This is a genomic window from Sphingobium sp. DC-2 (genome assembly GCF_000722555.1).
In the GTDB taxonomy this organism is placed as follows: domain Bacteria; phylum Pseudomonadota; class Alphaproteobacteria; order Sphingomonadales; family Sphingomonadaceae; genus Sphingobium; species Sphingobium quisquiliarum.
Window position 1 is genome coordinate 34,187 of the sequence record NZ_JNAC01000028.1, and the last position, 21,587, is coordinate 55,773.

At 64.9% G+C, this 21,587-nt stretch carries 23 protein-coding genes and 1 tRNA gene; 19 read left to right on the forward strand and 5 right to left on the reverse strand.

All coding sequences use genetic code 11. The features are described 5' to 3' along the window. Nucleotides 1-220: 220 nt before the first annotated feature. The 3 genes from ET21_RS0105200 to ET21_RS0105210 all read right to left on the reverse strand — a co-directional run bounded on the left by ET21_RS0105200 (nt 221) and on the right by ET21_RS0105210 (nt 1,272). A complete protein-coding gene (locus ET21_RS0105200) occupies nt 221-493 on the reverse strand; it encodes a 3TM-type holin (protein WP_021236812.1) in 273 nt (90 codons plus the stop codon). A 12-nt stretch (nt 494-505) separates the two neighbouring features. Further along, entirely contained in the window at nt 506-1,048 is a 543-nt protein-coding gene (locus ET21_RS0105205; protein WP_030538843.1) for a glycoside hydrolase family 108 protein, read from the reverse strand. A gap of 147 nt (nt 1,049-1,195) precedes the next feature. After that, nucleotides 1,196-1,272: transfer RNA gene (locus tag ET21_RS0105210), tRNA-Pro, on the reverse strand. 187 nt (nt 1,273-1,459) lie between these two features. On the opposite strand from ET21_RS0105210, the gene yajC reads away from it, so the two are divergent. The 7 genes from yajC to ET21_RS0105245 all read left to right on the forward strand — a co-directional run bounded on the left by yajC (nt 1,460) and on the right by ET21_RS0105245 (nt 8,542). Continuing rightward, nucleotides 1,460-1,795 carry a preprotein translocase subunit YajC gene (yajC, locus tag ET21_RS0105215; protein WP_021236810.1) on the forward strand — a complete coding sequence of 112 codons (336 nt, stop codon included), beginning with the start codon at nt 1,460-1,462 and terminating at the stop codon, nt 1,793-1,795. 7 nt (nt 1,796-1,802) lie between these two features. Beyond that, nucleotides 1,803-3,401: a protein translocase subunit SecD gene (gene secD, locus ET21_RS0105220; protein ID WP_030538844.1), complete on the forward strand. Its 1,599-nt coding sequence runs from the start codon at nt 1,803-1,805 to the stop codon at nt 3,399-3,401. 276 nt (nt 3,402-3,677) lie between these two features. Next, nucleotides 3,678-4,661 carry a protein translocase subunit SecF gene (gene secF / locus ET21_RS0105225; protein ID WP_021236808.1) on the forward strand — a complete coding sequence of 328 codons (984 nt, stop codon included), beginning with the start codon at nt 3,678-3,680 and terminating at the stop codon, nt 4,659-4,661. Between the two features lie 53 nt (nt 4,662-4,714). Then, a complete protein-coding gene (locus tag ET21_RS0105230; protein ID WP_337587951.1) occupies nt 4,715-5,056 on the forward strand; it encodes an Mth938-like domain-containing protein in 342 nt (113 codons plus the stop codon). Between the two features lie 148 nt (nt 5,057-5,204). After that, on the forward strand, nt 5,205-6,323 hold the full coding sequence (locus ET21_RS0105235) for a Ppx/GppA phosphatase family protein (protein WP_030538846.1): 1,119 nt from the start codon (nt 5,205-5,207) through the stop codon (nt 6,321-6,323). Then, nucleotides 6,320-6,994: an RlmE family RNA methyltransferase gene (locus tag ET21_RS0105240; RefSeq protein ID WP_021238874.1), complete on the forward strand. Its 675-nt coding sequence runs from the start codon at nt 6,320-6,322 to the stop codon at nt 6,992-6,994. The genes ET21_RS0105235 and ET21_RS0105240 overlap by 4 nt, the downstream gene beginning before the upstream one ends. Before the next feature lie 39 nt (nt 6,995-7,033). Next, on the forward strand, nt 7,034-8,542 hold the full coding sequence (locus ET21_RS0105245) for a YifB family Mg chelatase-like AAA ATPase (protein WP_030538847.1): 1,509 nt from the start codon (nt 7,034-7,036) through the stop codon (nt 8,540-8,542). Between the two features lie 9 nt (nt 8,543-8,551). Here ET21_RS0105245 and ET21_RS0105250 read toward each other — a convergent pair whose 3' ends face one another. Together ET21_RS0105250 and ET21_RS0105255 are read right to left on the reverse strand one after the other, a co-directional pair. Continuing rightward, a complete protein-coding gene (locus ET21_RS0105250; protein WP_237751493.1) occupies nt 8,552-9,730 on the reverse strand; it encodes a M23 family metallopeptidase in 1,179 nt (392 codons plus the stop codon). 141 nt (nt 9,731-9,871) lie between these two features. Continuing rightward, nucleotides 9,872-12,160 (reverse strand): bifunctional diguanylate cyclase/phosphodiesterase, encoded by a 2,289-nt coding sequence (locus tag ET21_RS0105255; protein ID WP_030538849.1) that lies wholly within the window; start codon nt 12,158-12,160, stop codon nt 9,872-9,874. Nucleotides 12,161-12,515: 355 nt separating this feature from the next. Between ET21_RS0105255 and rpsL the strand changes: the two genes are divergently transcribed. The 12 genes from rpsL (at nt 12,516) to rpsC (ending at nt 21,571) form a co-directional block, all read left to right on the forward strand. Then, a complete protein-coding gene (gene rpsL, locus ET21_RS0105260; RefSeq protein ID WP_007686591.1) occupies nt 12,516-12,887 on the forward strand; it encodes a 30S ribosomal protein S12 in 372 nt (123 codons plus the stop codon). 18 nt (nt 12,888-12,905) lie between these two features. After that, nucleotides 12,906-13,376: a 30S ribosomal protein S7 gene (rpsG, locus tag ET21_RS0105265; protein WP_007686590.1), complete on the forward strand. Its 471-nt coding sequence runs from the start codon at nt 12,906-12,908 to the stop codon at nt 13,374-13,376. A 153-nt stretch (nt 13,377-13,529) separates the two neighbouring features. Beyond that, the gene (gene fusA, locus ET21_RS0105270; protein WP_030538850.1) at nt 13,530-15,602 is read left to right on the forward strand and encodes an elongation factor G; all 2,073 of its coding nucleotides are present in this window, start codon (nt 13,530-13,532) and stop codon (nt 15,600-15,602) included. 134 nt (nt 15,603-15,736) lie between these two features. After that, complete coding sequence (tuf, locus tag ET21_RS0105275; protein WP_021239765.1) at nt 15,737-16,927, forward strand: elongation factor Tu; 1,191 nt, start codon at nt 15,737-15,739, stop codon at nt 16,925-16,927. A gap of 145 nt (nt 16,928-17,072) precedes the next feature. Next, nucleotides 17,073-17,381: a 30S ribosomal protein S10 gene (rpsJ, locus tag ET21_RS0105280; protein WP_007686587.1), complete on the forward strand. Its 309-nt coding sequence runs from the start codon at nt 17,073-17,075 to the stop codon at nt 17,379-17,381. 277 nt (nt 17,382-17,658) lie between these two features. Next, nucleotides 17,659-18,414 (forward strand): 50S ribosomal protein L3, encoded by a 756-nt coding sequence (gene rplC / locus ET21_RS0105285; RefSeq protein ID WP_021239764.1) that lies wholly within the window; start codon nt 17,659-17,661, stop codon nt 18,412-18,414. Between the two features lie 2 nt (nt 18,415-18,416). Continuing rightward, nucleotides 18,417-19,052, forward strand: coding sequence for a 50S ribosomal protein L4 (gene rplD, locus ET21_RS0105290; protein ID WP_021239763.1), 636 nt, complete (start codon nt 18,417-18,419; stop codon nt 19,050-19,052). Continuing rightward, nucleotides 19,045-19,362 carry a 50S ribosomal protein L23 gene (locus tag ET21_RS0105295; RefSeq protein ID WP_030538851.1) on the forward strand — a complete coding sequence of 106 codons (318 nt, stop codon included), beginning with the start codon at nt 19,045-19,047 and terminating at the stop codon, nt 19,360-19,362. The genes rplD and ET21_RS0105295 overlap by 8 nt, the downstream gene beginning before the upstream one ends. Before the next feature lie 2 nt (nt 19,363-19,364). After that, nucleotides 19,365-20,201, forward strand: coding sequence for a 50S ribosomal protein L2 (rplB, locus tag ET21_RS0105300; RefSeq protein ID WP_021239761.1), 837 nt, complete (start codon nt 19,365-19,367; stop codon nt 20,199-20,201). A gap of 5 nt (nt 20,202-20,206) precedes the next feature. Next, nucleotides 20,207-20,485, forward strand: a complete 279-nt coding sequence (rpsS, locus tag ET21_RS0105305) for a 30S ribosomal protein S19 (RefSeq protein WP_021239760.1) — start codon at nt 20,207-20,209, stop codon at nt 20,483-20,485. After that, complete coding sequence (rplV, locus tag ET21_RS0105310) at nt 20,485-20,871, forward strand: 50S ribosomal protein L22 (protein ID WP_021239759.1); 387 nt, start codon at nt 20,485-20,487, stop codon at nt 20,869-20,871. Before rpsS ends, rplV begins: the two co-directional genes overlap by 1 nt. A gap of 4 nt (nt 20,872-20,875) precedes the next feature. Further along, a complete protein-coding gene (gene rpsC / locus ET21_RS0105315; RefSeq protein ID WP_021239758.1) occupies nt 20,876-21,571 on the forward strand; it encodes a 30S ribosomal protein S3 in 696 nt (231 codons plus the stop codon). Nucleotides 21,572-21,587 lie beyond the last annotated feature (16 nt).

Sequence of the window (21,587 nt, forward strand, 5' to 3'; positions counted from 1 at the left end):
GAAACGCGCCGCTGAGCGACGCCATCTGCGTCGATTTCCGATGGAGCTGTCATTCGGGTCGCACCGGCCGTCCGCCGGACACCGCCGCTCAATCGAAAATAGCGCGACAAACGTTTCCCTGGGCGGCGCTTCCGGCCGCTGACCATGTCAATGAAGGGCCGTCGGGATGATCTGTCCCGGCGGCCCCTCTCATGTCCGCGGTGTCAGGAGGCCGGGCGCCTCAGCGCTCCACCCCCTTCGCCTTTCCCCAGGTGCGCGCAGCCGTGTAGCCGAGATAACCCGTGCCGAACAAAGCGTAGAGCGGTTCGGGCAGCGCGTTGAAATAGGCCTGGGTCGCCGCGATGATCGCTTGCGCCACGTCAGGCCTGACGCCGCCGATCAGGCCCAGCGGCACCGACCAGAGAAGCAGCCCGTACATGACGTAGAGAAAGGCCGGTCGCGCGCGCAACGTCCAGACATCCCGCGCGGGCCGCCGCCTTTTGATGACCGCCATGGCTTCCCTCCCTTAACCGATCCGGTTGGCGAACCAGCCATAGAGGAAGGCTTCGTTGGCCGGGCGCAGTTCCGCCAGCGACAGATAGCGCTCGCCCTGGAGGATATCGACGGCCTTGAGCAGCACCGCCTCGCCGCCCTTTTTTCCGCGCAGGGCGAGGAAGGCGCGCAACGCGGCGAGCGTCCTGGCGCCGATCCGCCGGTCGACCTTCAAATCGGGATAATCCTGCTGGTTCCGGTTGAAGGCGTTCAGCGCCCGTTGCAGGAAGCCGGTGGCGGTGCCGGGCCCCATATTCACTGCCGTATCCAGCAGTTCGGCGGCAAGGCGCGGCGCCATTTCCGCGACGAAGGCATAGCCGGGGCGTTCCCAATAAACCCTGCGGTAAATGGCTTCGGCCACGGTCCGCGGCATTACCTTCATGTCCCCGGCATAGCCGTTCGCCCGCGCCACCACCTGGGTGATCCCGAAGCGCGTGGGGCCGCCAAGATCGGCGGGATGGTTGCTGTAGCCGCCTTCCCGCGCGATCACTTCATCTATCAGTGCCGAAATGTCCATCGATCCGCCTTCCCTGTTGTTGAAGGCGAATCAGTTATCCCATTTGGTTCGTTGTAGGACAGCGGAAAAATGCGCGTCCTTTGAGGCGGGTGAATGGCTTGGAAATCAGAGGGGAGGAGAAGCCGCAAGCGCTTCTCCGGCATGATTTGGTCGGGACGAGAGGATTCGAACCTCCGACCCCCACACCCCCAGTGTGATGCGCTACCAGGCTGCGCTACGTCCCGACCGGAGGGGCGGCACATAGAAGCATGTCGAACAACATGCAAGACATTAGGCGCAGGCTTTTTACCGTCCGGCGCAATCCCTAATCATGTTGCCTCCAAAGCTGCATCTGTGTTAGCCGCGCGCCCTTGATCCGCAGGCACTTTCCCGTCTGCGGCTGGACAAGAGAATAAGGCGAAAGTCCCACTCATGCTCATTACTCCGGCCTTTGCTCAGACTGCGGGCGAACCATCGTCCGGCGCATCCATGCTGGTGCAGCTGGCCCCGCTGGTCCTCATCTTCGTCGTCTTCTACTTCCTCCTGATCCGTCCGCAGCAGAAGCGGATGAAGGACCACAAGGCCAAGATCGACGCGGTGAAGAAGGGTGATCAGGTCGTGACCGGCGGCGGTCTCGTCGGCAAGGTCGTGCGCGTGGACGACATCTATTGCGACGTCGAACTCGCGCCGGGGATGAAGGTCAAGGCGGTCAAGGCGACGCTGACCGACGTCGTCGATCCCGCTGCTGCCAAGCCTGCGAACGACTGAACGCCAGATGCTGAACTTCTCGCGCTGGGCCGTTGCCGGGATATTGCTGCCCTTGCTGATCGGCGTGCTGTGCGCCATCCCCAGCTTCCTGCCCGACAATGTGGTGAGCAGGCTGCCCCAGCCGCTGCAAACGCGCGTCAATCTGGGGCTCGACCTGTCGGGCGGCAGCCACCTGCTGCTCGAAGCGTCGACCCAGGACGTGGCGAAGCAGCGCCTCGCCAATATGGAGGAGCAGGTCCGCACCGAACTGCGCCGGGGGGGGGAGCGCATCGCGATCGGCGACATTTCCAGCCGTGGCGGCAAGCTCAGCTTCATGGTCCGCAACCCCGCGCAGGTGGACGCCGCCGTCGAGCGCATCCGCCCGCTGACGCAGGGCGCGGGGCTCACCGGCCAGCGCGACTTCAATGTGGAGGTGGTGAACAGCTCCACCATCGTCGTCACCCCGACCAGCGCGGGCATCGACAATGCGGTCAAGAGCGCGATGGAGGTCGCCACGGAGGTCATCCGCAAGCGCATCGACGAAATGGGCACGCGCGAACCGACGATCCAGCAGCAGGGCGGCAACCGCATCGTCGTCCAGGTGCCGGGGCTTCAGGACCCCAAGGCGCTCAAGGACCTTCTCGGCCAGACCGCCAAGCTGGAATTCAAGCTGGTCGACACGACCGCCAATCCGGCTGAAGCCGCGCAGGGCCGCGCGCCGGTGGGCAGCGAGGTGCTGCCCTATCCCGACAATCCATCCGGCATTCTGGCCATCGCGGTGAAGCGGCAGGTCATGGTGTCGGGCGAGGACCTGACCGACGCGACGCAGGGATATGACCAGAACAACCAGCCGATCGTCAACATCCGCTTCAACGGATCGGGCGGACGCAAGTTCGGCCAGGTGACGTCGCAGAATGTCAATCGCCCCTTCGCCATCATCCTGGATGGCAAGGTGCTGTCCGCCCCCAATATCAATGAGCCGATCCTGGGCGGGTCCGCCCAGATCAGCGGCAATTTCACCGTGGAGAGCGCCAACCAGCTCGCCATCGCGCTGCGGTCGGGCAAGCTGCCGGTCGCGCTGACGGTGGTGGAGGAGCGCACTGTCGGGCCGCAGCTTGGCGCGGATTCGATCCGTGCGGGGCTTGTCGCGTCCATCATCGCAGTGGTCGCGGTCGCCGCCTTCATGTTCGTCAGCTACGGCCGTTTCGGCATGTATGCGAACCTGGCCGTCGCGATCAACGTGCTGGTCATCCTGGGCGTGATGGGCATATTGGGCGCGACGCTGACACTGCCGGGCATCGCCGGTTTCGTGCTGACCATCGGCACGGCGGTCGACGCCAACGTGCTCATCTACGAGCGTATTCGCGAGGAGCGGCGGCGCGGACGCGGCGTCGTGCAGGCCATCCAGTTCGGATACAAGGAAGCCAGCCGCACCATCTTCGAAGCGAACGTCACCCATGCGATCGCTGGCGGCATCATGCTGGCGCTGGGCTCCGGCCCGGTCAAGGGCTTCGCGATCGTGCTGCTGATCGGCATCGCGACCAGCGTGTTCACCGCCGTCACCTTCACCCGCCTGCTCGTGGCGCGCTGGCTTCGCACCCATCGCCCGACGGAGATCCACATATGACAGGGGCGTCCGCCGCATGTCCGTTCGCCCTGAGCGCGCCGAAGGGCGCGGCTGAACCGCAGGCGAAGCCGCTTCGCCGCGTCCGGCGCGGGGTTCCGGCTTCCCTAGGCCCGAAGGGGTCAGGACCGATCGGCATGCCGTCCTGGCGGCCTGCAAATGGCGGTTCTTCGCGCTTCCGGTGCTCGCATACCTTGAATACGCTGCGCGCCGGGACGCGAAAAACCACGATTTTCTGCTCGCCATCTCCTGAATGTCGATCGGTCCTAGGCTAATATCATGAAACTTCTGAAGCTCGTCCCCGACAATACGAATATCGGCTTCGTCAAGCTGCGGCACTGGGCCTTTGCCCTGACGGCGCTGCTGACGGTGCTGGCGGTCGGAGCCACCGCCTATCGCGGCCTGAACCTGGGCGTCGATTTCGTCGGCGGCCTCATGATCGAGGCCAGGTTCCAGCAGCCAGCACAACTCGACCGGGTGCGGACCACGATCGACCGGCTGGGCGTGGGCGATGGCTCGCTCCAGCAGTTCGGCGACCCCCGGACGGTGCAGATCCGCCTGCCCTTGCCCGAAGAGGGCGGCGCGGGCGCTGCCAACGCCATCGTGGAAAAGGCGCGCAGGGCGATGACGGCGGAATTCCCCGGCGTCACCTTCTCCCGCTACGACACCGTGTCGGGCAAGGTGTCGGGCGAGCTGATCCAGAATGGCGTGCTGGCCGTGATGCTGGCGGTGATCGGCATCGCGGTCTTTTCCTGGTTCCGGTATGAATGGCAGTTCGGCGTGTCCACCTTCGTCGCGATCATGCACGACGTGCTGATGACGCTGGGATTCTTCGCCGTCACCCAGTTGGAGTTCGACCTCAATATCGTCGCCGCCGTCCTGACGATCGTGGGCTATTCGATCAACGACAAGATGGTGATCGACGACCGCATCCGTGAAAATATGCGCAAGTACCGCAAGATGGACATGAAGTCGCTGATCGACCTGTCCGTCAACGAGACGCTGCCGCGTACCGTCATGACATCGGTCACGATCATGCTGGCGCTCGGCGCGCTGCTGCTGTTCGGCGGCCATGTGCTGCGCGGCTTTACCGCCGCGATGATGCTGGGCATCGTCGTCGGCACCTATTCGTCGGTCTATGTGTCCTCCTCGCTGCTCATCACCCTGGGATTGAAGCCGCAGATCGAGGGCAAGGGCAGCAAGTCCGGCCTTGCCGCCCAGGCGGAGCGGATGGGCCCGCGCGATGACGGGGCAAGGCCCTGAACGGCAAGCGCAGCGGGATCGAACTGCGCCGGGACGAAACCGGGCAGGGTCCGATCGTCACCGGCTTTTCCGGGCGCGGTTTCCGCGTCAGGGATGACGTCTTTCCGGCGGGGCTGCTGCTCAACCCTAACGGCGCCTGGGCATGGGACGACGCGCCGCTTGTCGAGGGGCTGGCGCTGGCGGCGCTCGGCACCGTGCTGGAGATGCAGCCACGGCCCGAATTCCTGCTGCTCGGCACCGGCGCGCGTCTGGCGCAACCGCCCCGGCCGTTCGTCCGCGAACTGGAAGCGATGGACATCGGCATCGAAGCGATGGACAGCCGCGCCGCCGCGCGCGCCTGGGGCGTGTTGCGGGCGGAGGAACGTTGGATCGCCGCCGCGCTGATGCCGCTTTGAAGCGCGCCGCCGTGCCGCTTCACCGTCTGTGGCGCGGCATGCCATTGCTTTTCCGGCCCTGTCTTGCGCTTTGCCGCGCATCCGCATAGTCTTGGGACCAAGTTCCGCACCCCATCGGTGTCGGCGAAGATAGAAAAGAGATACGGCCATGGTGCAGCACAGCCGCCCATTGCCGCAGAGTTCCGGTCCCGCCGGAGGTGTTTCGGGCCAAAGCGCCCGGTCCGGCCAGGGTAATGGGAGCAAGGCTGCGGCCATCACTCCCCCGTCGAAGCAGCGGGGCCTCTCGCCTCATCCGGCGCGCGGCAGGCGCTCTTATGCGGCGATCGACCTTGGGACGAACAATTGCCGCCTGCTGATCGCCAAGCCGTCGTCGGACGGGTTCATCGTCGTCGATGCCTTTTCGCGGATCGTCCGCCTGGGCGAGGGGCTGGCCGCTACCGGCCGGATCAGCGACTCAGCCATTGAGCGCGCCATTTCAGCGCTGGCGGTATGCGCGGACAAGCTGCGCCGCCGCCATGTCACGCTGGCCCGGTCGGTCGCGACCGAAGCCTGCCGCCGCGCGTCCAACGGCGCGGATTTCATCCAGCGGGTCTATCGCGAAACCGGCATCGCGCTCGACATCATCAGCGCGCAGGAGGAAGCGCGGCTGGCGGTCATGGGATGCCATGTGCTGCTGGAGCCGGGGGACGGCCCGGCGCTGATCTTCGACATTGGCGGCGGATCGACCGAACTGGTGCTGGTGGACGCCAATTGTTCGGGCGTGCCGCATATCGTCGATTGGGTGAGCGCGCCCTGGGGCGTAGTTTCCCTCACCGAAAGCGAGATGTTCGACCATGCCGACCCGGCCGAGCGGTTGAACGCCTATGCGCGGATGCGCGCCCGCGTCGCCGACGCCTTCGCGCCGCTCGCCCGCCGCCTGCCGCGCCAGCTGTCCTCGGTGCGGCTGCTTGGCACGTCCGGCACGGTGACGACGCTCGCCAGCCTGCACCTCAACCTGCCCCGCTATGACCGGCAGGCGATCGACGGGCTGATCGTTCCTTGCGCATCGATGCGCGCCATTTCCAGCCGCCTCGCCACCATGCCGCTGGCCGAGCGGCAGAAGCTGCCCTGCATCGGCACAGAGCGGGCCGACCTGGTGGTGGCGGGGTGCGCCATATTGGAATCGATCCTGGACATCTGGCCCGCCGAGCGGCTGGGCGTCGCTGATCGCGGCATCAGGGAAGGCATATTGCGCGGCCTGATGGATCGCGACGGAGCAAGGATGTGAGGGGCGCTGGCGCAGGCAAGGTCCGGGTGAAGACGGCGAAGGGGCGCACTGCCCAATCGACGCGCTGGCTCGAACGGCAGTTGAACGATCCTTATGTGCGCAAGGCCAAGGCGGAAGGATGGCGCAGCCGCGCCGCGTTCAAGCTGATCGAACTGGACGAGAAATTCCATTTCGTGAAGGGATCGCGCGCGGTCGTTGACCTGGGCGTCGCGCCGGGGGGATGGGCGCAGGTGGTGAAGAAGCTGTCGCCCAAGGCGAAGGTGGTGGGCATCGACCTGCTGCCGACCGATCCGATCCCCGATGTCACCCTGTTCCAGATGGACTTCATGGATGACAAGGCGCCAGCGCTGCTCGCGCAAACGCTGGGCGAAGCGCCGGACCTCGTCATTTCCGACATGGCGGCCAACACGGTCGGCCATCCGCAGACGGACCATCTGCGCACCATGGCGCTGGTGGAGGCGGCCGCATGGTTCGCGGTCGAAAACCTGCGCAAGGGCGGCACCTTCGTCGCGAAGGTGTTCGCGGGCGGCACCGATGCCGATCTGCTCGCAGTGCTGAAAAAGCATTTCACCACCATCAAACATGCAAAGCCCCCCGCCAGCCGGAAGGGCAGCGTCGAATGGTATGTGGTGGCGCAGGGCTTCAAGGGACGGCAGGACGAGCCGGGCTGATCCCGCGCGCGCGGGGGCATTTCACATATTGGGGGCAATTTGGTTTCGACGGTATCGACGGTCGCCTATCTGGGGCTGGAGGCGCGCAGCGTGGAGGTTCAGTGTCAGCTCGTCCCCGGGCTGCCCAACTTCATCGTCGTGGGATTGCCCGACAAGGCGGTGGCCGAAAGCCGCGAGCGGGTGCGCAACGCGATCGCGGCCATCGGCCTTTCGCTTCCGCCCAAGCGGATCACCGTCAACCTGTCGCCTGCGGACCTGCCCAAGGAGGGGTCGCATTTCGACCTGCCGATCGCCCTGGCGCTGCTGGGGGCGATGGGCGTGATCGATGCCGAAACCCTGTCCGGCTATGTGGTGGTGGGCGAATTGGGGCTGGATGGCCGCATCGCCTCCACGCCCGGCGTCCTGCTGGCGGCGCTGCATGCGGGGGAAAAGGATCTGGGCCTGGTCTGCCCGGTGGCGCAGGGACCCGAAGCGGCCTGGGCCGGGCGGATCGAGGTGATCGCCGCGCCGGACCTGCTGGGCCTGCTCAACCATTTCAAGGGGACGGCCGCCCTCTCTCCGCCGCAGGCCGGGGCGGTCGAACCGCCGCCGCGCACGGCGGACCTCAGGCAGGTCAAGGGTCAGGAAAGCGCCAAGCGGGCGCTGGAGATTGCGGCGGCTGGCGGCCATAATCTGCTGATGGTCGGGCCGCCTGGCGCTGGCAAATCGCTGATGGCCAGTTGCCTGCCGGGCATATTGCCGGAACTGACGCCGGGCGAGGCGCTGGAAACATCAATGGTCGCCAGCGTCGCAGGCACGCTGGAAGGCGGGCGGATCAGCCGGGCTCGGCCGTTCCGCAACCCGCACCACAGCGCGTCGATGGCGGCGCTGGTGGGCGGCGGACTGCGCGCGCGGCCGGGGGAAGTCAGCATGGCGCATCTGGGCGTGCTGTTCCTGGACGAGCTGCCCGAATTTCAGCGATCTGTCCTCGATTCCCTGCGGCAGCCGCTGGAGACCGGCGAGGTGACGGTCGCGCGCGCCAATGCGCATGTGACCTTCCCGGCGCGGGTGCAGCTGATCGCCGCCATGAACCCGTGCCGCTGCGGCCATCTGGGCGATCCGGCGCTTGCCTGCTCGCGCGCGCCCCGGTGCGCGGCGGACTATCAGGCGAAGGTGTCGGGGCCGTTGCTGGACCGCATCGACCTGCATGTGGAGGTGCAGGCGGTGACCGCCGCCGATCTGGTGCTGCCTCCGCCCTCCGAAGGATCGGCCGAGGTGGCGGCGCGGGTGGCGCAGGCGCGGGACCGGCAGACCCGCCGCTATGAAGGGACGCCCACGCGGACCAACGCCGAGGTGGATGGCGAGAGGCTGGAGGAGGTGGCGGGCCCAGATGCGCCGGGACGGGAGTTGCTGGCGCAGGCGGCGGTCGCGATGAAGCTGTCCGCGCGGGGCTATACCCGCGTGCTGCGCGTGGCGCGGACGATCGCCGATCTGGCCGGGGCGGAAAAGGTCGGCCGCGTGCATGTCGCCGAAGCGCTCAGCTATCGCAGGCGGCCTCCGGTCAACTGATCCGCCGGATCAGCCCCGGCCGCCAATCTCCGCAAAGCGGGCGCGCGCCATCTTCTGCGCGCGGATCACATCGTCCGGCGTTTCCAGGAAGCGGCGGGGATTGATGGCCTCGCCGTTCATCCGCACCTCGAAATGCAGATGGTCGCCGGTGGAGCGGCCCGTCGATCCCATCAGCCCGATCTTGTCGCCGCGCCGCACCCGCTGCCCGGCGCGCGCGGCGAAGGCGGACAGGTGGGCGTAGCGGGTGGTGAGGCCGTTGCCATGTTCGACCTCGATCACATTGCCGTAGCCGCTGCGCTGCCCGGCGAAGATGATCCGTCCCGCGGCGGCGGCAAGGATCGGCTGGCCACGGCGGCCCGGAAAGTCGATGCCCGCGTGGAAGGCGGCATGGCCGTTGAACGGATCGCGGCGATAGCCATAGGAGCTGGACTGCATCGGCGCTGCGGTCGGAAGGCCGGAGGGAATCGACAGAAGGCCGCTTTCCAGCCGCTCCATCCGCGCAAGGGCGCTCGCCAGCTTTTCGAATTCGCCGGGCAGATCGCCGCCCTGGCCGCGCCATGGAACGAAGGGCCCGCCCTGCGCCTGCGCAGCCCGCCGCGCCAGCGCATTGGGGTTAAGGCCGAAGCTGCGGATGGCGGCGGCTGTCCTGTCCGCGCGCTGTTCGACCGCTTCGGTCAGGCGCAGCGCGAAATGCCGCTGGCGGGCATCGATCTTCAGCAGGGCGGCCGCCTGGGGCGAGGCATCGGCGGGAATGCGGGGCTCGACGGCGCCTTGCGTGACGGGGCTGGAGGTCGCGCCGTCACCCGGCTGCCCGTCCGCTTCGCCGAAATGAGTGCGGTACAGGTCGTCGATGAAGTCCTGCCGCTGCCGCAGGTCGCGGGCGAGCGCATCGATCGACTGGCGATAGCTGTCGACCTTGCTCGCCGCGCCTTCGACCGCTTGCTTCTTGGCTGTCAGGCTGGTGCGTTCGCGCGCCATTTCCATCCGGGCGCTGACAAGGGAGACGGTGAACGCCAGCCAGGCGAGCGCCAGCCCTGCCAGCAGGGCGGCCGCGACGAGCTGCATGCGTGTGGAAAGGCGGAAGGATCTGACGTGCCCGGCGGAACGCAGCGCAACTTCCCTCTCCGGGCACAGGGCGATGATCCAGGCCCGAAGGGCGGCTGCCCTCCTCTTGAACTGATATGGCAATTGCGACCCCGGCATGTTTTCAAAGACCAGGGGCCGCTAACAAAACCAGGAAGGGCGCGCGAATCCACCGCGCCGGACTCGTGACGAGTCGAACGTGAAGCGGGTTGAAACGATCGCGCCGTCATTCAGTTCCAAAAAAAGTCAGGCAATTTTACCGGCGGTCGATTCGCCCCCGTTCCGCTTGAGCATGGCGGGGATCTTGGCCGAGGGCATGGCGGCGCCGAAATGGAAACCCTGCCCATAATGGCACCCGCCCGCGCGAAGATAATCGAGCTGATGCTCATTTTCGACGCCTTCCGCGACGGTGCGGATGCCCAGGCTGTAGGCGAGGTTCAGCACTGTGCGCACGATCGCCGCGTCATCGGGATCGGTTTCAAGATCGCGCACGAAGCGCTGGTCGATCTTGATGATGTCGATCGGGAACTGCTTGAGGTGCGAAAGGGACGCAAAGCCGGTGCCGAAATCGTCAAGCGCGATCGACACGCCTTCCTGGCTCAAGCGGTGAAGGCTGCGTTCCACCACTTCGGTATTGCGGCCAAGGAAGACGGACTCGGTCACTTCCAGCTCGATCCTGTGCGGCGGCACGTCGGCGCAGCGCAATTGCGCGAGCAGGCGGCCGGGGAAGCTGCTGTCATGCAGTTCCACGCCGGGAACGTTGATGGCGACATGGCCGAAATCGACGCCCTGGTCCTGCCACCTGCGGCAGTCGGCCAGCACTTGCGAGACCATTCGCTCCGTAATGGTGCGGCCAAGTTCCCAATGTTCGAACGCGGCGGCGATATCGCCGGGCATGATCACCGTGCCGTCCGGCCGCACGCAGCGGAGCAGCGCTTCGAAGCCGATGATATTGCCGGTGACCAGATCGACCTTGGGCTGATACCAGGGCCGGGGCGGCGCCTGGAGTAGCGCTTCGCGCGCGCAGTCCAGCATGCGCGCCTCGCGCTGCCAGCGCACCAGCAGCCCCGGTTCGAACAGGCAGGCGCGGCCGCGCCCGGCATTCTTCGCTTCATACAGGGCGATGTCGGCATGTTTCATCAGGTCGGCGATATTGGCCGCATGTTCGGGGAACAGCGCCGCGCCCATGCTGACGCGGCAGTCGAGGTCGCGCTTCCCGTAGGATAGCGGCTGGTGCAGCGACGCCGTCATCCGCCCCAGAATGCCTTGCAGGTCCGCTGCCGAGGTGAGCCGGGTCAGCAGCACGGCGAATTCGTCACCGCCCATTCGCGCGACCAGATCACCGGGCCGGACCGCCTGTTGCAGCCGCTGGGCGACGGCGCGCAGCAGGGCGTCGCCTGCATCATGCCCGGCGCTGTCGTTGATCCGCTTGAATTCGTCGACATCGATCAGCACCACCGCCGTCTGGCTGCCGCCATGGCTCCGCGCGCCCGCGATCTGGCCCAGCGTCGCCATGAAGTGCGATCGGTTGGCAAGACCGGTCAGCGCGTCCGTCATCGCCAGATGGGCGAGATGGCGCTCAGCCTCCTTGCGGTCCGAAATATCGACGATGCTGGAGAGGATGCATTCCTCCCCGCCGATCAGGATGGGGCGGGACGCGAGCAGGACATCATGGGCGACGGCGCCCCGGCCGAAGAGGCGGCATTCATGATTGCTCACCTCCTCGCCCGTCGCGACATAATCGCGCAGGGTCGAAAGCAGGGGCGACCGTTCCCGCAGCACATGCACATCGGAAATATCGCCGTCCGCCCCGAACATGGCCGCTGCGGCATCGTTGAAGCGGATCACCGTCCCCTCGCGCGTGACGAGCAGGGGGATGGGCACGCTCATGAACATACGCTCCAGCGTTTCGCTGTTGCTGGCAAGCGCCGCCCGCGCCGACTGCGCCACCTGCCGCGCCGTCCATTCCTGGCGCTGCAACCGGTTGGTGCGGGTGATGGCGATCCACATGGCGCAGTGGAGCGTCAGCAAGCCGATGATCAGGCCGGGCGCGGTGGGCGAGAGCGGCGCCGGGCTGAGATAGCCGATCAGCAAGGCGATGCCGCAGCCCAGACCGCCGCCGAAATTGCCGCGGAAGCTGGTGGGCACGACCAGATAGAAGAGAAGGGGCAGCATCGCCAGCACGAACAGGGCAAGATCGGTGCGGGCAGAGACCAGAACCGCGACGCCCAGCGCCGTCGTCATCTGCCAGGCGAAGCAGTAGCGCTCCACCGTCCTGAAGCTGCCCATCCGCCTGCTCAGCAGGAAGCACATGACCGAACTGACGATGACGAAGACGCGCGCGGGCACCGCGACCCAGAAATGCGGCGTACCGGCGAAACGCCAGTCGCTGAGCAGGAACAGCGTGTTCAGCAAGGCGGAAAGGGCGAACAGCGTGCGGGCGTGGCGGCGCGATTCGGACAGGCGCTCTTTCTGAAAAGCCGCCTCTTGCGCTGCGCTGATGAATTCGCCCGTCAGGCGGGAAATCTGCGTCACATCCGTTCCAAGCCGGCGTTCCTGGTTAAAGCCATATAATTGCGTTACTTTATAGAATCTTATCATTCTCCTAATTTTCCGTTCACCATGGGGCGAACGGCCACGGCGCCCTTTCTTGACCCCGGCCAGCGCCGCCGCTATAGGCGCGCCTGCCCGGCGGCCTGCGGTTGCAAAGATTCGTCTTTCCCAGTCGACGACATGCGGGGTGAATACAGAGCTGAACATTGCCGGCTGCTCTTGCGGCTCCAGGGGGCATATGCCCGCCCGGGGCCTTTGCTGTTTGGAGGCTATCGCCTTCCTGCGGCAGGAAACGGGAATGCAGGCGGTAAAGTAACTGAAAAAGGTGAAGGGCTTCATGCCAACGATCAACCAGCTGGTCCGCAAGGGCCGCGAACTGCAGAAGACCAAGTCGAAGGTCCCTGCAATGGAAGCAAACCCGCAGAAGCGCGGCGTTTGCACCCGCGTTTACACGACGACTCCGAAGAAGCCGAACTCGGCTCTGCGCAAGGTGGCGAAGGTGCGCCTGGTCAACCAGCGCGAAGTCATCACCTATATTCCGGGTGAAGGCCACAATCTTCAGGAGCACAGCGTCGTGCTGATCCGTGGCGGCCGAGTGCGCGACCTTCCCGGTGTGCGTTACCACGTGCTGCGCGGCGTTCTGGATACCCAGGGCGTCAAGGACCGTAAGCAGAGCCGTTCGAAGTACGGCGCCAAGCGTCCGAAGTAAGAAGGGGAGACCAGTAATATGTCACGTCGCCGTCGCCCCGAAAAGCGCGTCATCCTGCCCGATCCCAAGTTCGGTGATGTCGTGCTGTCGAAGTTCATGAACAGCATCATGCAGGACGGCAAGAAGGCCGTCGCCGAGTCCATCGTGTACGGCGCTCTCGACACTGTCGAAGCGAAGTCCAAGAAGGACCCGATCGCGATGTTCCATGATGCCCTCAACAATGTGAAGCCCGGCATCGAAGTCCGCAGCCGCCGCGTCGGCGGTGCGACCTACCAGGTTCCCGTCGAAGTGCGCCCCGAGCGCGCCCAGGCGCTGGCGATCCGCTGGCTGATCACGGCTTCGCGCAACCGCAGCGAAACCACCATGGCCGCCCGCCTGTCGGGCGAGCTGCTGGACGCCGCCAACAACCGCGGCAATGCCGTCAAGAAGCGCGAGGACACGCACCGCATGGCGGAAGCGAACCGCGCCTTCTCGCACTACCGCTGGTAATTCAGGGCGGGCGCTTACGTGCCCGCCTTGCTTTTCTGGTTTTGACAATCGGTCCGTTCGCCGTGGGACTACCCATGGCGGACGGATTGGTTTAGGGGCCAGCCGCAAGACTCATTCACTTGACCGCCGGCGCGCCGGCAACGGAGAAGCATCATGGCCCGCAGCCATCCGCTCGAACGCTATCGCAATTTCGGTATCATGGCGCATATCGACGCCGGCAAGACCACCACGACCGAGCGCATCCTTTATTATACCGGCAAGTCCTACAAGATCGGCGAAGTGCATGAAGGCGCCGCCACCATGGACTGGATGGAGCAGGAGCAGGAGCGTGGCATCACCATCACGTCGGCCGCGACGACCTGTTTCTGGCGCGATCACCGCCTGAACATCATCGACACGCCCGGCCACGTCGACTTCACGATCGAGGTCGAGCGCTCGCTGCGCGTGCTCGACGGCGCGGTCGCCGCGTTCGACGGCGTTGCGGGCGTTGAGCCGCAGTCCGAAACCGTGTGGCGCCAGGCGGACAAGTACAAGGTTCCGCGGATGTGCTACATCAACAAGCTCGACCGCACCGGCGCCAACTTCTATTATTGCGTGCAGACGATCATCGATCGCCTGGGCGCGACCCCGGCCGTCCTGTACCTGCCCATCGGCACGGAATCGGACTTCAAGGGCCTGGTCGACCTGGTCGAGAACCGCGCGATCATCTGGAAGGATGAGAGCCTGGGCGCCGAATTCTTCTATGAAGAGATTCCGGCCGATCTCGCCGACAAGGCGGCCGAATATCGCGAAAAGCTGATCGAACTCGCCGTCGAGCAGGATGACGAGGCGATGGAAGCCTATCTGGAAGGCAATGAGCCCGACATCGCCACGCTCAAGAAGCTGATCCGCAAGGGGACGCTGGGCCATGCCTTCGTGCCGGTGCTGTGCGGCTCGTCCTTCAAGAACAAGGGCGTGCAGGCGCTGCTCGACGCGGTCGTCGACTATCTGCCGAGCCCGCTCGACATCGAGGACGTGCAGGGCATCAACCCCGACACCGATCAGCCCGACAGCCGCAAGACCGCGGACGATGCGCCCTTCTCAGGCCTGGCGTTCAAGATCATGAACGATCCGTTCGTGGGCTCGCTGACCTTCCTGCGCGTCTATTCGGGCACGCTGACCAAGGGCAGCTATCTGAACTCGGTCAAGGACAAGAAGGAAAAGATCGGCCGCATGCTCCTCATGCACGCCAACTCGCGTGAGGACATCGACACCGCCTATGCGGGCGACATCGTCGCGCTGGCGGGCCTCAAGGAAACCACCACCGGCGATACGCTGTGCGCCGAGCGCCAGCCGATCATCCTGGAGCGGATGGAATTCCCCGAGCCGGTCATCGAACTGTCGGTCGAACCCAAGACCAAGGCCGACCAGGAAAAGATGGGCATCGCCCTCAACCGCCTGGCTGCCGAGGACCCGTCCTTCCGCGTGTCGACCGATCACGAATCGGGCCAGACCATCATCAAGGGCATGGGCGAACTTCACCTCGAAATCCTCGTCGACCGCATGAAGCGCGAGTTCAAGGTCGAGGCGAATGTCGGTGCGCCGCAGGTCGCCTATCGCGAATATCTCGCGAAGAAGGTCGACATCGACTACACCCACAAGAAGCAGTCGGGCGGATCGGGCCAGTTTGGCCGCGTTAAGGTTACCGTCATCCCCGGCGAGCGTGGATCGGGCTTCCAGTTCTTCGACGAGATCAAGGGCGGCAACATCCCCCGCGAATATATCCCGTCAGTGGAAAAGGGTTTCCGTGAGACGGCCGAGACGGGCCACCTGATCGGCTTCCCGATCATCGACTTCGAAGTCCATCTGACGGACGGCGCCTATCACGATGTCGACTCGTCGGCGCTGGCCTTCGAAATCTGCGCCCGTGGCGCGATGCGCGAAGCGGCGTCGAAGTCGGGCATCAAGCTGCTCGAACCGATCATGAAGGTCGAAGTCGTGACCCCGGAAGAATATCTGGGCGACGTCATCGGCGACATGAACAGCCGCCGCGGCCAGATCCAGGGCACCGACAGCCGCGGCAACGCGCAGGTGGTCGAGGCGATGGTCCCGCTGGCCAATATGTTCGGCTATGTGAACCAGTTGCGCTCCTTCACGCAGGGCCGCGCGAACTACTCGATGATCTTCTCCCACTATGACGAAGTGCCGCAGAATGTTGCGGACGAAGTCAAGGCGAAGATGGCCTGACGATTTCCTTGACCGGGCCGTGCAAACGGCTCGGTTAGGGGCTGGTAATCTGTGAATTTGCTGCTATGGACGCGCCTTCGCGAGGCGCGGCCGAGCGGTCTGACCAAGCTGATTTGATTAGAAGGTAGGAAAAAATGGCTAAGGCTAAGTTTGAGCGGAACAAGCCGCACTGCAACATCGGCACCATCGGTCACGTCGACCATGGCAAGACCTCGCTGACCGCGGCGATCACCAAGGTTCTCGCCGAAACCGGCGGCGCGACCTTCGTTGATTACGCCAATATCGACAAGGCTCCCGAAGAGCGCGAGCGCGGCATCACCATTTCGACCGCGCACGTCGAATATGAGACCGAAGCCCGCCACTACGCGCACGTCGACTGCCCCGGCCACGCCGACTACGTCAAGAACATGATCACCGGTGCGGCCCAGATGGACGGCGCCATCCTGGTCGTGTCGGCCACCGACGGCCCGATGCCGCAGACCCGCGAGCACATCCTGCTCGCCCGCCAGGTCGGCGTTCCCCAGCTGGTCGTGTTCATGAACAAGGTCGACTTGGTCGATGACCCGGAAATCCTTGAACTGGTCGAGCTGGAAATCCGCGAACTGCTGTCGTCCTATGACTTTGACGGCGACAATATTCCGATCATCGCCGGTTCGGCTGTGAAGGCTCTCGACGGTTCGAACGACGAAATCGGCAAGAACGCCGTTCTGAAGCTGATGGCTGCTGTCGACTCGTTCATCCCGCAGCCGGAGCGTCCGGTTGACAAGCCGTTCCTGATGCCGATCGAAGACGTGTTCTCGATCTCGGGCCGCGGCACCGTGGTCACCGGCCGCGTCGAAACCGGCATCGTCAAGGTTGGCGAAGAAGTCGAGATCGTCGGTCTGAAGGATACCCGCAAGACCACCGTCACCGGCGTGGAAATGTTCCGCAAGCTGCTCGACCAGGGTGAAGCTGGCGATAACATCGGTGCGCTGATCCGTGGCGTGGGCCGTGAAGAAGTCGAGCGCGGCCAGGTTCTGGCCAAGCCCGGCACCATCACCCCGCACACCGAGTTCGACGCCGAAGTCTATGTCCTCTCGAAGGAAGAAGGCGGCCGTCACACCCCGTTCTTCGCGAACTATCGTCCGCAGTTCTACTTCCGCACCACTGACGTGACCGGCGAAGTGATCCTGCCCGAAGGCACCGAAATGGTCATGCCCGGCGACAATGTGAAGCTCGGCGTCAAGCTGATCGCTCCGATCGCGATGGATGCGGGCCTGCGCTTCGCCATCCGTGAAGGCGGCCGCACCGTCGGCGCCGGGGTTGTCGGCACGATCTCGAAGTAATATAGGACCGCAGTGGCGCGAATCGCCTGATTCGCGCCGCTCGGAATTTTCACCGCCCCGGATCGCCTTTCTCCGGCTCGAATGAGCTAGAAGGGCAGCAGATGGGGCGGTTTGTTATTGGCTCTTTCGCATCGGTACAGGAACAATGGACAGCAATATCCGCATTCGCCTGAAGGCGTTCGATCATCGCGTGCTTGATCAGGCGACCGGCGACATCGCCGACACCGCCCGCCGCACCGGCGCTCTTATCCGCGGTCCGATTCCCCTTCCGACGCGCATCGAAAAGTTCACGGTCAACCGTGGCCCGCACATCGACAAGAAGTCGCGCGAGCAGTTCGAGGTCCGCACCTACAAGCGCATGCTTGACATTGTGCAGCCGACGCCGCAGACGGTCGACGCGCTGATGAAGCTGGATCTGGCTGCCGGCGTGAACGTCGAAATCAAGCTGGCCTAAAAGGCTGGCAAGTCCCTGCTTTCCCTGGGGAGGGCAGGGTATCGGGCATTCCGGGCGACCGGAAGCTCAAAACGGCACAAGGGATACCGCACGGCTCCTCCGGTGAACTGGAAGGTCCGTGGTCTCCGGTCCCCCGTCGCCTTCCCCGAGCAGGGGTCGGCATCCAACCCTGACGGGGTGATCGCTATTTGGGTTGGGCCGCGAAGGAGAGATCCTGAGCGGTTTTTTCGTTGGATACGCCCGCTGCTAAGGCGGGCCTCTATGGGAGTAATCAGTGATGCGCACAGGCGTGATCGCTAAGAAAGTCGGGATGACCCGCCTGTTCCAGGAGGACGGACGGCACGTTCCGGTTACGGTTCTGGCCCTTGAGGGTAATCAGGTCGTAGCCCGCAAGGAAGTCGATCGTGACGGTTATGTCGCGGTTCAGCTCGGCGCGGGCGTTGCGAAGGTCAAGAATGTCGCCAAGCCGCAGCGCGGCCACTTCGCCAAGGCGGAAGTGGAGCCCAAGGCGCGTCTGGTCGAATTCCGTGTCGCCGAGGATGCGCTCCTCGATGTCGGCGCCGAGATCGCGGCCGATCATTTCATCGCCGGTCAGCTGGTCGATGTCGCCGGTCATACCCAGGGCAAGGGTTTCGCGGGCGCCATGAAGCGCTGGGGTTTCGGCGGTATGCGCGCCACCCACGGCGTGTCCATCAGCCACCGTGCCCATGGTTCGACCGGCAACCGTCAGGATCCGGGCCGCGTCTTCAAGAACAAGAAGATGGCAGGTCACATGGGTGACCGCGAGCGGACTCAGCAGAATCTGGAAATCGTGCGCACCGACGTCGAGCGCGGCCTGCTGTTCGTCAAGGGCAGCGTTCCGGGCGCCAAGGGCACCTGGCTCACCGTTTGCGACGCCGTCAAGGTGAAGCGCCCGGCGGATGCCCCCTATCCCGCCAGCCTGAAGCAGGCTGCCAACAGCAACAGCGCTCCGGCCGAGACGCCGGCTGAAGAAGCCGCCGCTCCCGAAGCCACCGAAGGCCAGGAGGGCTAATCATGAAGGTCAAGGTACAGACCCTCGACGCGCAGGCCGCTGGCGATGTGGAGCTGAACGATGCCGTGTTCGGCGTCGAGCCCCGCACCGACATCCTGCACCGCGTCGTCCTCTGGCAGCTTGAAAAGCGTCGCGCCCCGGCTCGCGCTACCCGCGAGCGTTCGGACGTTGCCCGCACCGGCAAGAAGTTCGGCCGCCAGAAGGGCGGCGGTACGGCTCGTCACGGCGACCGCAAGGCGCCCGTGTTCATCGGCGGTGGTAAGGCACACGGCGCCCGCGCCCGCACCTTCGGTCACGACCTCAACAAGAAGGTGCGTGCGCTGGGCCTGAAAATGGCCCTGTCGTCGAAGGCGAAGGACGGATCGCTGATCGTTCTCGACAATCTCGACGTGGCGGAAGGCAAGACCAAGGCTCTGGTCGCGCAGCTCGCGAAGCTGAACCTCAGTGCAACTGGCAATCGGGCGCTGTTCATCGACGGCGACGCGGTGAATGTCAGCTTTGCGAAGGCTTCGGCGAACATCGTCGGCGTGGACCTGCTGCCGGCTGTCGGCGCTAATGTCTACGACATCCTTAGGGCGGATTCGCTGGTGCTGACGCGCGCCGCGGTCGAAAAGCTGGAGGCGCGTTTCAATGGCTAAGAAAGAAGCCACGAAGGTCGACAACCGTCATTATGACGTGGTTGTCGCGCCGGTCATCACCGAGAAGTCGACCCTTCTCTCCGAGAACAACGCCGTGGTCTTCAAGGTTGCCAATGACGCGACCAAGCCGGAGATCAAGGCCGCCGTCGAAGCGCTCTGGGGCGTGACCGTCAAGAGCGTGAACACGCTGGTCGCCAAGGGCAAGACCAAGAAGTGGAAGGGCAAGCCCTACACGCGGTCTGACGTGAAGAAGGCGATCGTTCGCCTGGCTGACGGCCAGTCGATCGACATCACCGAAGGAGTGCGCTGACCATGGCGCTTAAGAGCTACAACCCGACGAGCCCGGCCCAGCGCGGCCTGATCCTCGTCGACCGCAGCGGCCTGCACAAGGGCAAGCCCGTCAAGGCGCTGACCGAAGGCAAGCGCAAGACCGGCGGCCGCAACAACAAGGGCCATGTGACCTCGCGCGGCATCGCGGGCGGTCACAAGCAGCGTTACCGCATCATCGACTTCAAGCGCCGCCTGTGGGACGTCGAGGGCACGGTTGAGCGTCTGGAATATGACCCCAACCGCACCGCCTTCATCGCGCTGGTCAACTATCCCGACGGCACCCAGGCCTATATCCTGGCGCCGCAGCGTCTGGCTCCCGGTGACAAGGTCGTCGCGGGCAAGAAGACTGACGTGAAGCCGGGCAACGCGATGGAACTCGGCCAGATGCCGGTCGGCACCATCATCCACAATATCGAAATGAAGCCCGGGAAGGGCGGTCAGCTCTGCCGTTCGGCGGGCACCTATGCCCAGCTGGTCGGCCGCGATCGTGGCATGGTGATGGTCCGCCTGTCGTCGGGCGAGCAGCGCTACATTCGTTCGGACTGCATGGGCACCGTCGGTGCCGTGTCGAACCCGGACAACGCCAACACCAACCTCGCCAAGGCCGGCCGCAACCGGTGGCTGGGCAAGCGTCCGCTGACGCGCGGTGTGGCGAAGAACCCGGTCGACCACCCGCATGGCGGTGGTGAAGGCCGGACCTCGGGCGGCCGTCATCCGGTCACGCCCTGGGGCAAGCCGACCAAGGGTGCGCGCACCCGCCACAACAAGGCGACGGACAAGTTCATCATCCGTAGCCGCCACGCGAAGAAGAAGAGGTAAGCGAGATGGCTCGTTCCGTCTGGAAAGGTCCGTTCGTGGACCTCAGCCTTCTGAAGAAGGCGGAAGTCGCTCAGGATGCCGGTGGCCGTGCTGGTCCGATCAAGACCTGGTCGCGCCGCTCCACCATCCTGCCGCAGTTCGTTGGCCTGACGTTCAACGTCTATAACGGCCGCAAGCATGTGCCGGTCTCGGTGAACGAGGACATGGTGGGTCACAAGCTGGGCGAATTCGCCCCGACCCGCTACTTCCCCGGCCACGCTGCCGACAAGAAGGGCAAGCGCTAATGAGCAAGGAAAAGGCTCCCCGTCGCGTCGCCGACAATGAGGCGCTGGCCGTTGGCACGCAGATCCGTGGTTCGGCCCAGAAGCTGAACCTGGTCGCCACGCTTATTCGCGGCCGTAAGGTCGAGGACGCGCTGAACATCCTTGCCTTCTCGAAGAAGGCGATGGCGGTCGATGTGCGCAAGGTGCTGGCTTCGGCCATCGCCAATGCGGAAAACAATCACAATCTGGACGTCGACGCGCTGGTCGTCGCGGAAGCATCGGTGGGCAAGAGCTTCACCATGAAGCGCTTCCACGCCCGCGGCCGCGGCAAGTCGACCCGGATCCTGAAGCCCTTCAGCCGCGTGCGCATTGTCGTGCGTGAGGCAGCGGAAGAAGCGGAGGCGTAAGACTATGGGTCACAAGAGCAATCCGATCGGTCTGCGCCTGCAGATCAACCGCACCTGGGACAGCCGCTGGTTCGCCGAAGGCGCGGACTATGGCCGCCTGCTGCTGGAGGATCTGAAGATCCGCCAGTATATCATGAAGAACCTGCCGCAGGCCGCGATCTCGAAGGTCGTGATCGAGCGTCCGGCCAAGCTGTGCCGCGTGTCGATCTACGCTGCCCGTCCCGGTGTCATCATCGGCAAGAAGGGCGCGGACATCGAAAAGCTGCGCAAGAAGCTGGGCAGCCTGACCTCTTCGGACGTCAGCCTGAACATCGTCGAAATCCGCAAGCCGGAAATCGATTCCAAGCTCGTTGCGCAGGGTATCGCCGACCAGTTGGAACGCCGCGTCGCTTTCCGTCGCGCCATGAAGCGCGCGGTGCAGTCGGCTCTGCGTCTTGGCGCCGAGGGCATCAAGATCACCTGCGGCGGCCGTCTGGGCGGCGCGGAAATCGCCCGCGTGGAATGGTATCGCGAAGGCCGCGTTCCGCTGCACACGCTGCGCGCGAACGTCGATTATGCCGAAGCCGAAGCCCACACCGCTTATGGCGTCTGCGGCATCAAGGTCTGGATCTTCAAGGGCGAAATCCTTGGTCACGATCCGATGGCTACCGACCGGCTGATGCTGGAGGCTCAGACCTCCGGCGTGCGCCCGGCGCGCTGAGAATAAGGTAGGTATA

What these genes read in the sequence shown, in the direction of transcription:
- rplV (WP_021239759.1), top strand. Translation starts at nt 20,485, where the DNA reads ATGAGCAAGGAAAAGGCTCCCCGTCGCGTCGCCGACAATGAGGCGCTG.
- rpsS (WP_021239760.1), top strand. Translation starts at nt 20,207, where the DNA reads ATGGCTCGTTCCGTCTGGAAAGGTCCGTTCGTGGACCTCAGCCTTCTG.
- ET21_RS0105200 (WP_021236812.1), bottom strand. Translation starts at nt 493, where the DNA reads ATGGCGGTCATCAAAAGGCGGCGGCCCGCGCGGGATGTCTGGACGTTG.
- rpsJ (WP_007686587.1), top strand. Translation starts at nt 17,073, where the DNA reads ATGGACAGCAATATCCGCATTCGCCTGAAGGCGTTCGATCATCGCGTG.
- rplC (WP_021239764.1), top strand. Translation starts at nt 17,659, where the DNA reads ATGCGCACAGGCGTGATCGCTAAGAAAGTCGGGATGACCCGCCTGTTC.
- ET21_RS0105295 (WP_030538851.1), top strand. Translation starts at nt 19,045, where the DNA reads ATGGCTAAGAAAGAAGCCACGAAGGTCGACAACCGTCATTATGACGTG.
- tuf (WP_021239765.1), top strand. Translation starts at nt 15,737, where the DNA reads ATGGCTAAGGCTAAGTTTGAGCGGAACAAGCCGCACTGCAACATCGGC.
- yajC (WP_021236810.1), top strand. Translation starts at nt 1,460, where the DNA reads ATGCTCATTACTCCGGCCTTTGCTCAGACTGCGGGCGAACCATCGTCC.
- secF (WP_021236808.1), top strand. Translation starts at nt 3,678, where the DNA reads ATGAAACTTCTGAAGCTCGTCCCCGACAATACGAATATCGGCTTCGTC.
- rpsL (WP_007686591.1), top strand. Translation starts at nt 12,516, where the DNA reads ATGCCAACGATCAACCAGCTGGTCCGCAAGGGCCGCGAACTGCAGAAG.
- ET21_RS0105205 (WP_030538843.1), bottom strand. Translation starts at nt 1,048, where the DNA reads ATGGACATTTCGGCACTGATAGATGAAGTGATCGCGCGGGAAGGCGGC.
- fusA (WP_030538850.1), top strand. Translation starts at nt 13,530, where the DNA reads ATGGCCCGCAGCCATCCGCTCGAACGCTATCGCAATTTCGGTATCATG.
- rplD (WP_021239763.1), top strand. Translation starts at nt 18,417, where the DNA reads ATGAAGGTCAAGGTACAGACCCTCGACGCGCAGGCCGCTGGCGATGTG.
- rpsG (WP_007686590.1), top strand. Translation starts at nt 12,906, where the DNA reads ATGTCACGTCGCCGTCGCCCCGAAAAGCGCGTCATCCTGCCCGATCCC.
- rplB (WP_021239761.1), top strand. Translation starts at nt 19,365, where the DNA reads ATGGCGCTTAAGAGCTACAACCCGACGAGCCCGGCCCAGCGCGGCCTG.
- ET21_RS0105235 (WP_030538846.1), top strand. Translation starts at nt 5,205, where the DNA reads ATGGTGCAGCACAGCCGCCCATTGCCGCAGAGTTCCGGTCCCGCCGGA.
- secD (WP_030538844.1), top strand. Translation starts at nt 1,803, where the DNA reads ATGCTGAACTTCTCGCGCTGGGCCGTTGCCGGGATATTGCTGCCCTTG.
- rpsC (WP_021239758.1), top strand. Translation starts at nt 20,876, where the DNA reads ATGGGTCACAAGAGCAATCCGATCGGTCTGCGCCTGCAGATCAACCGC.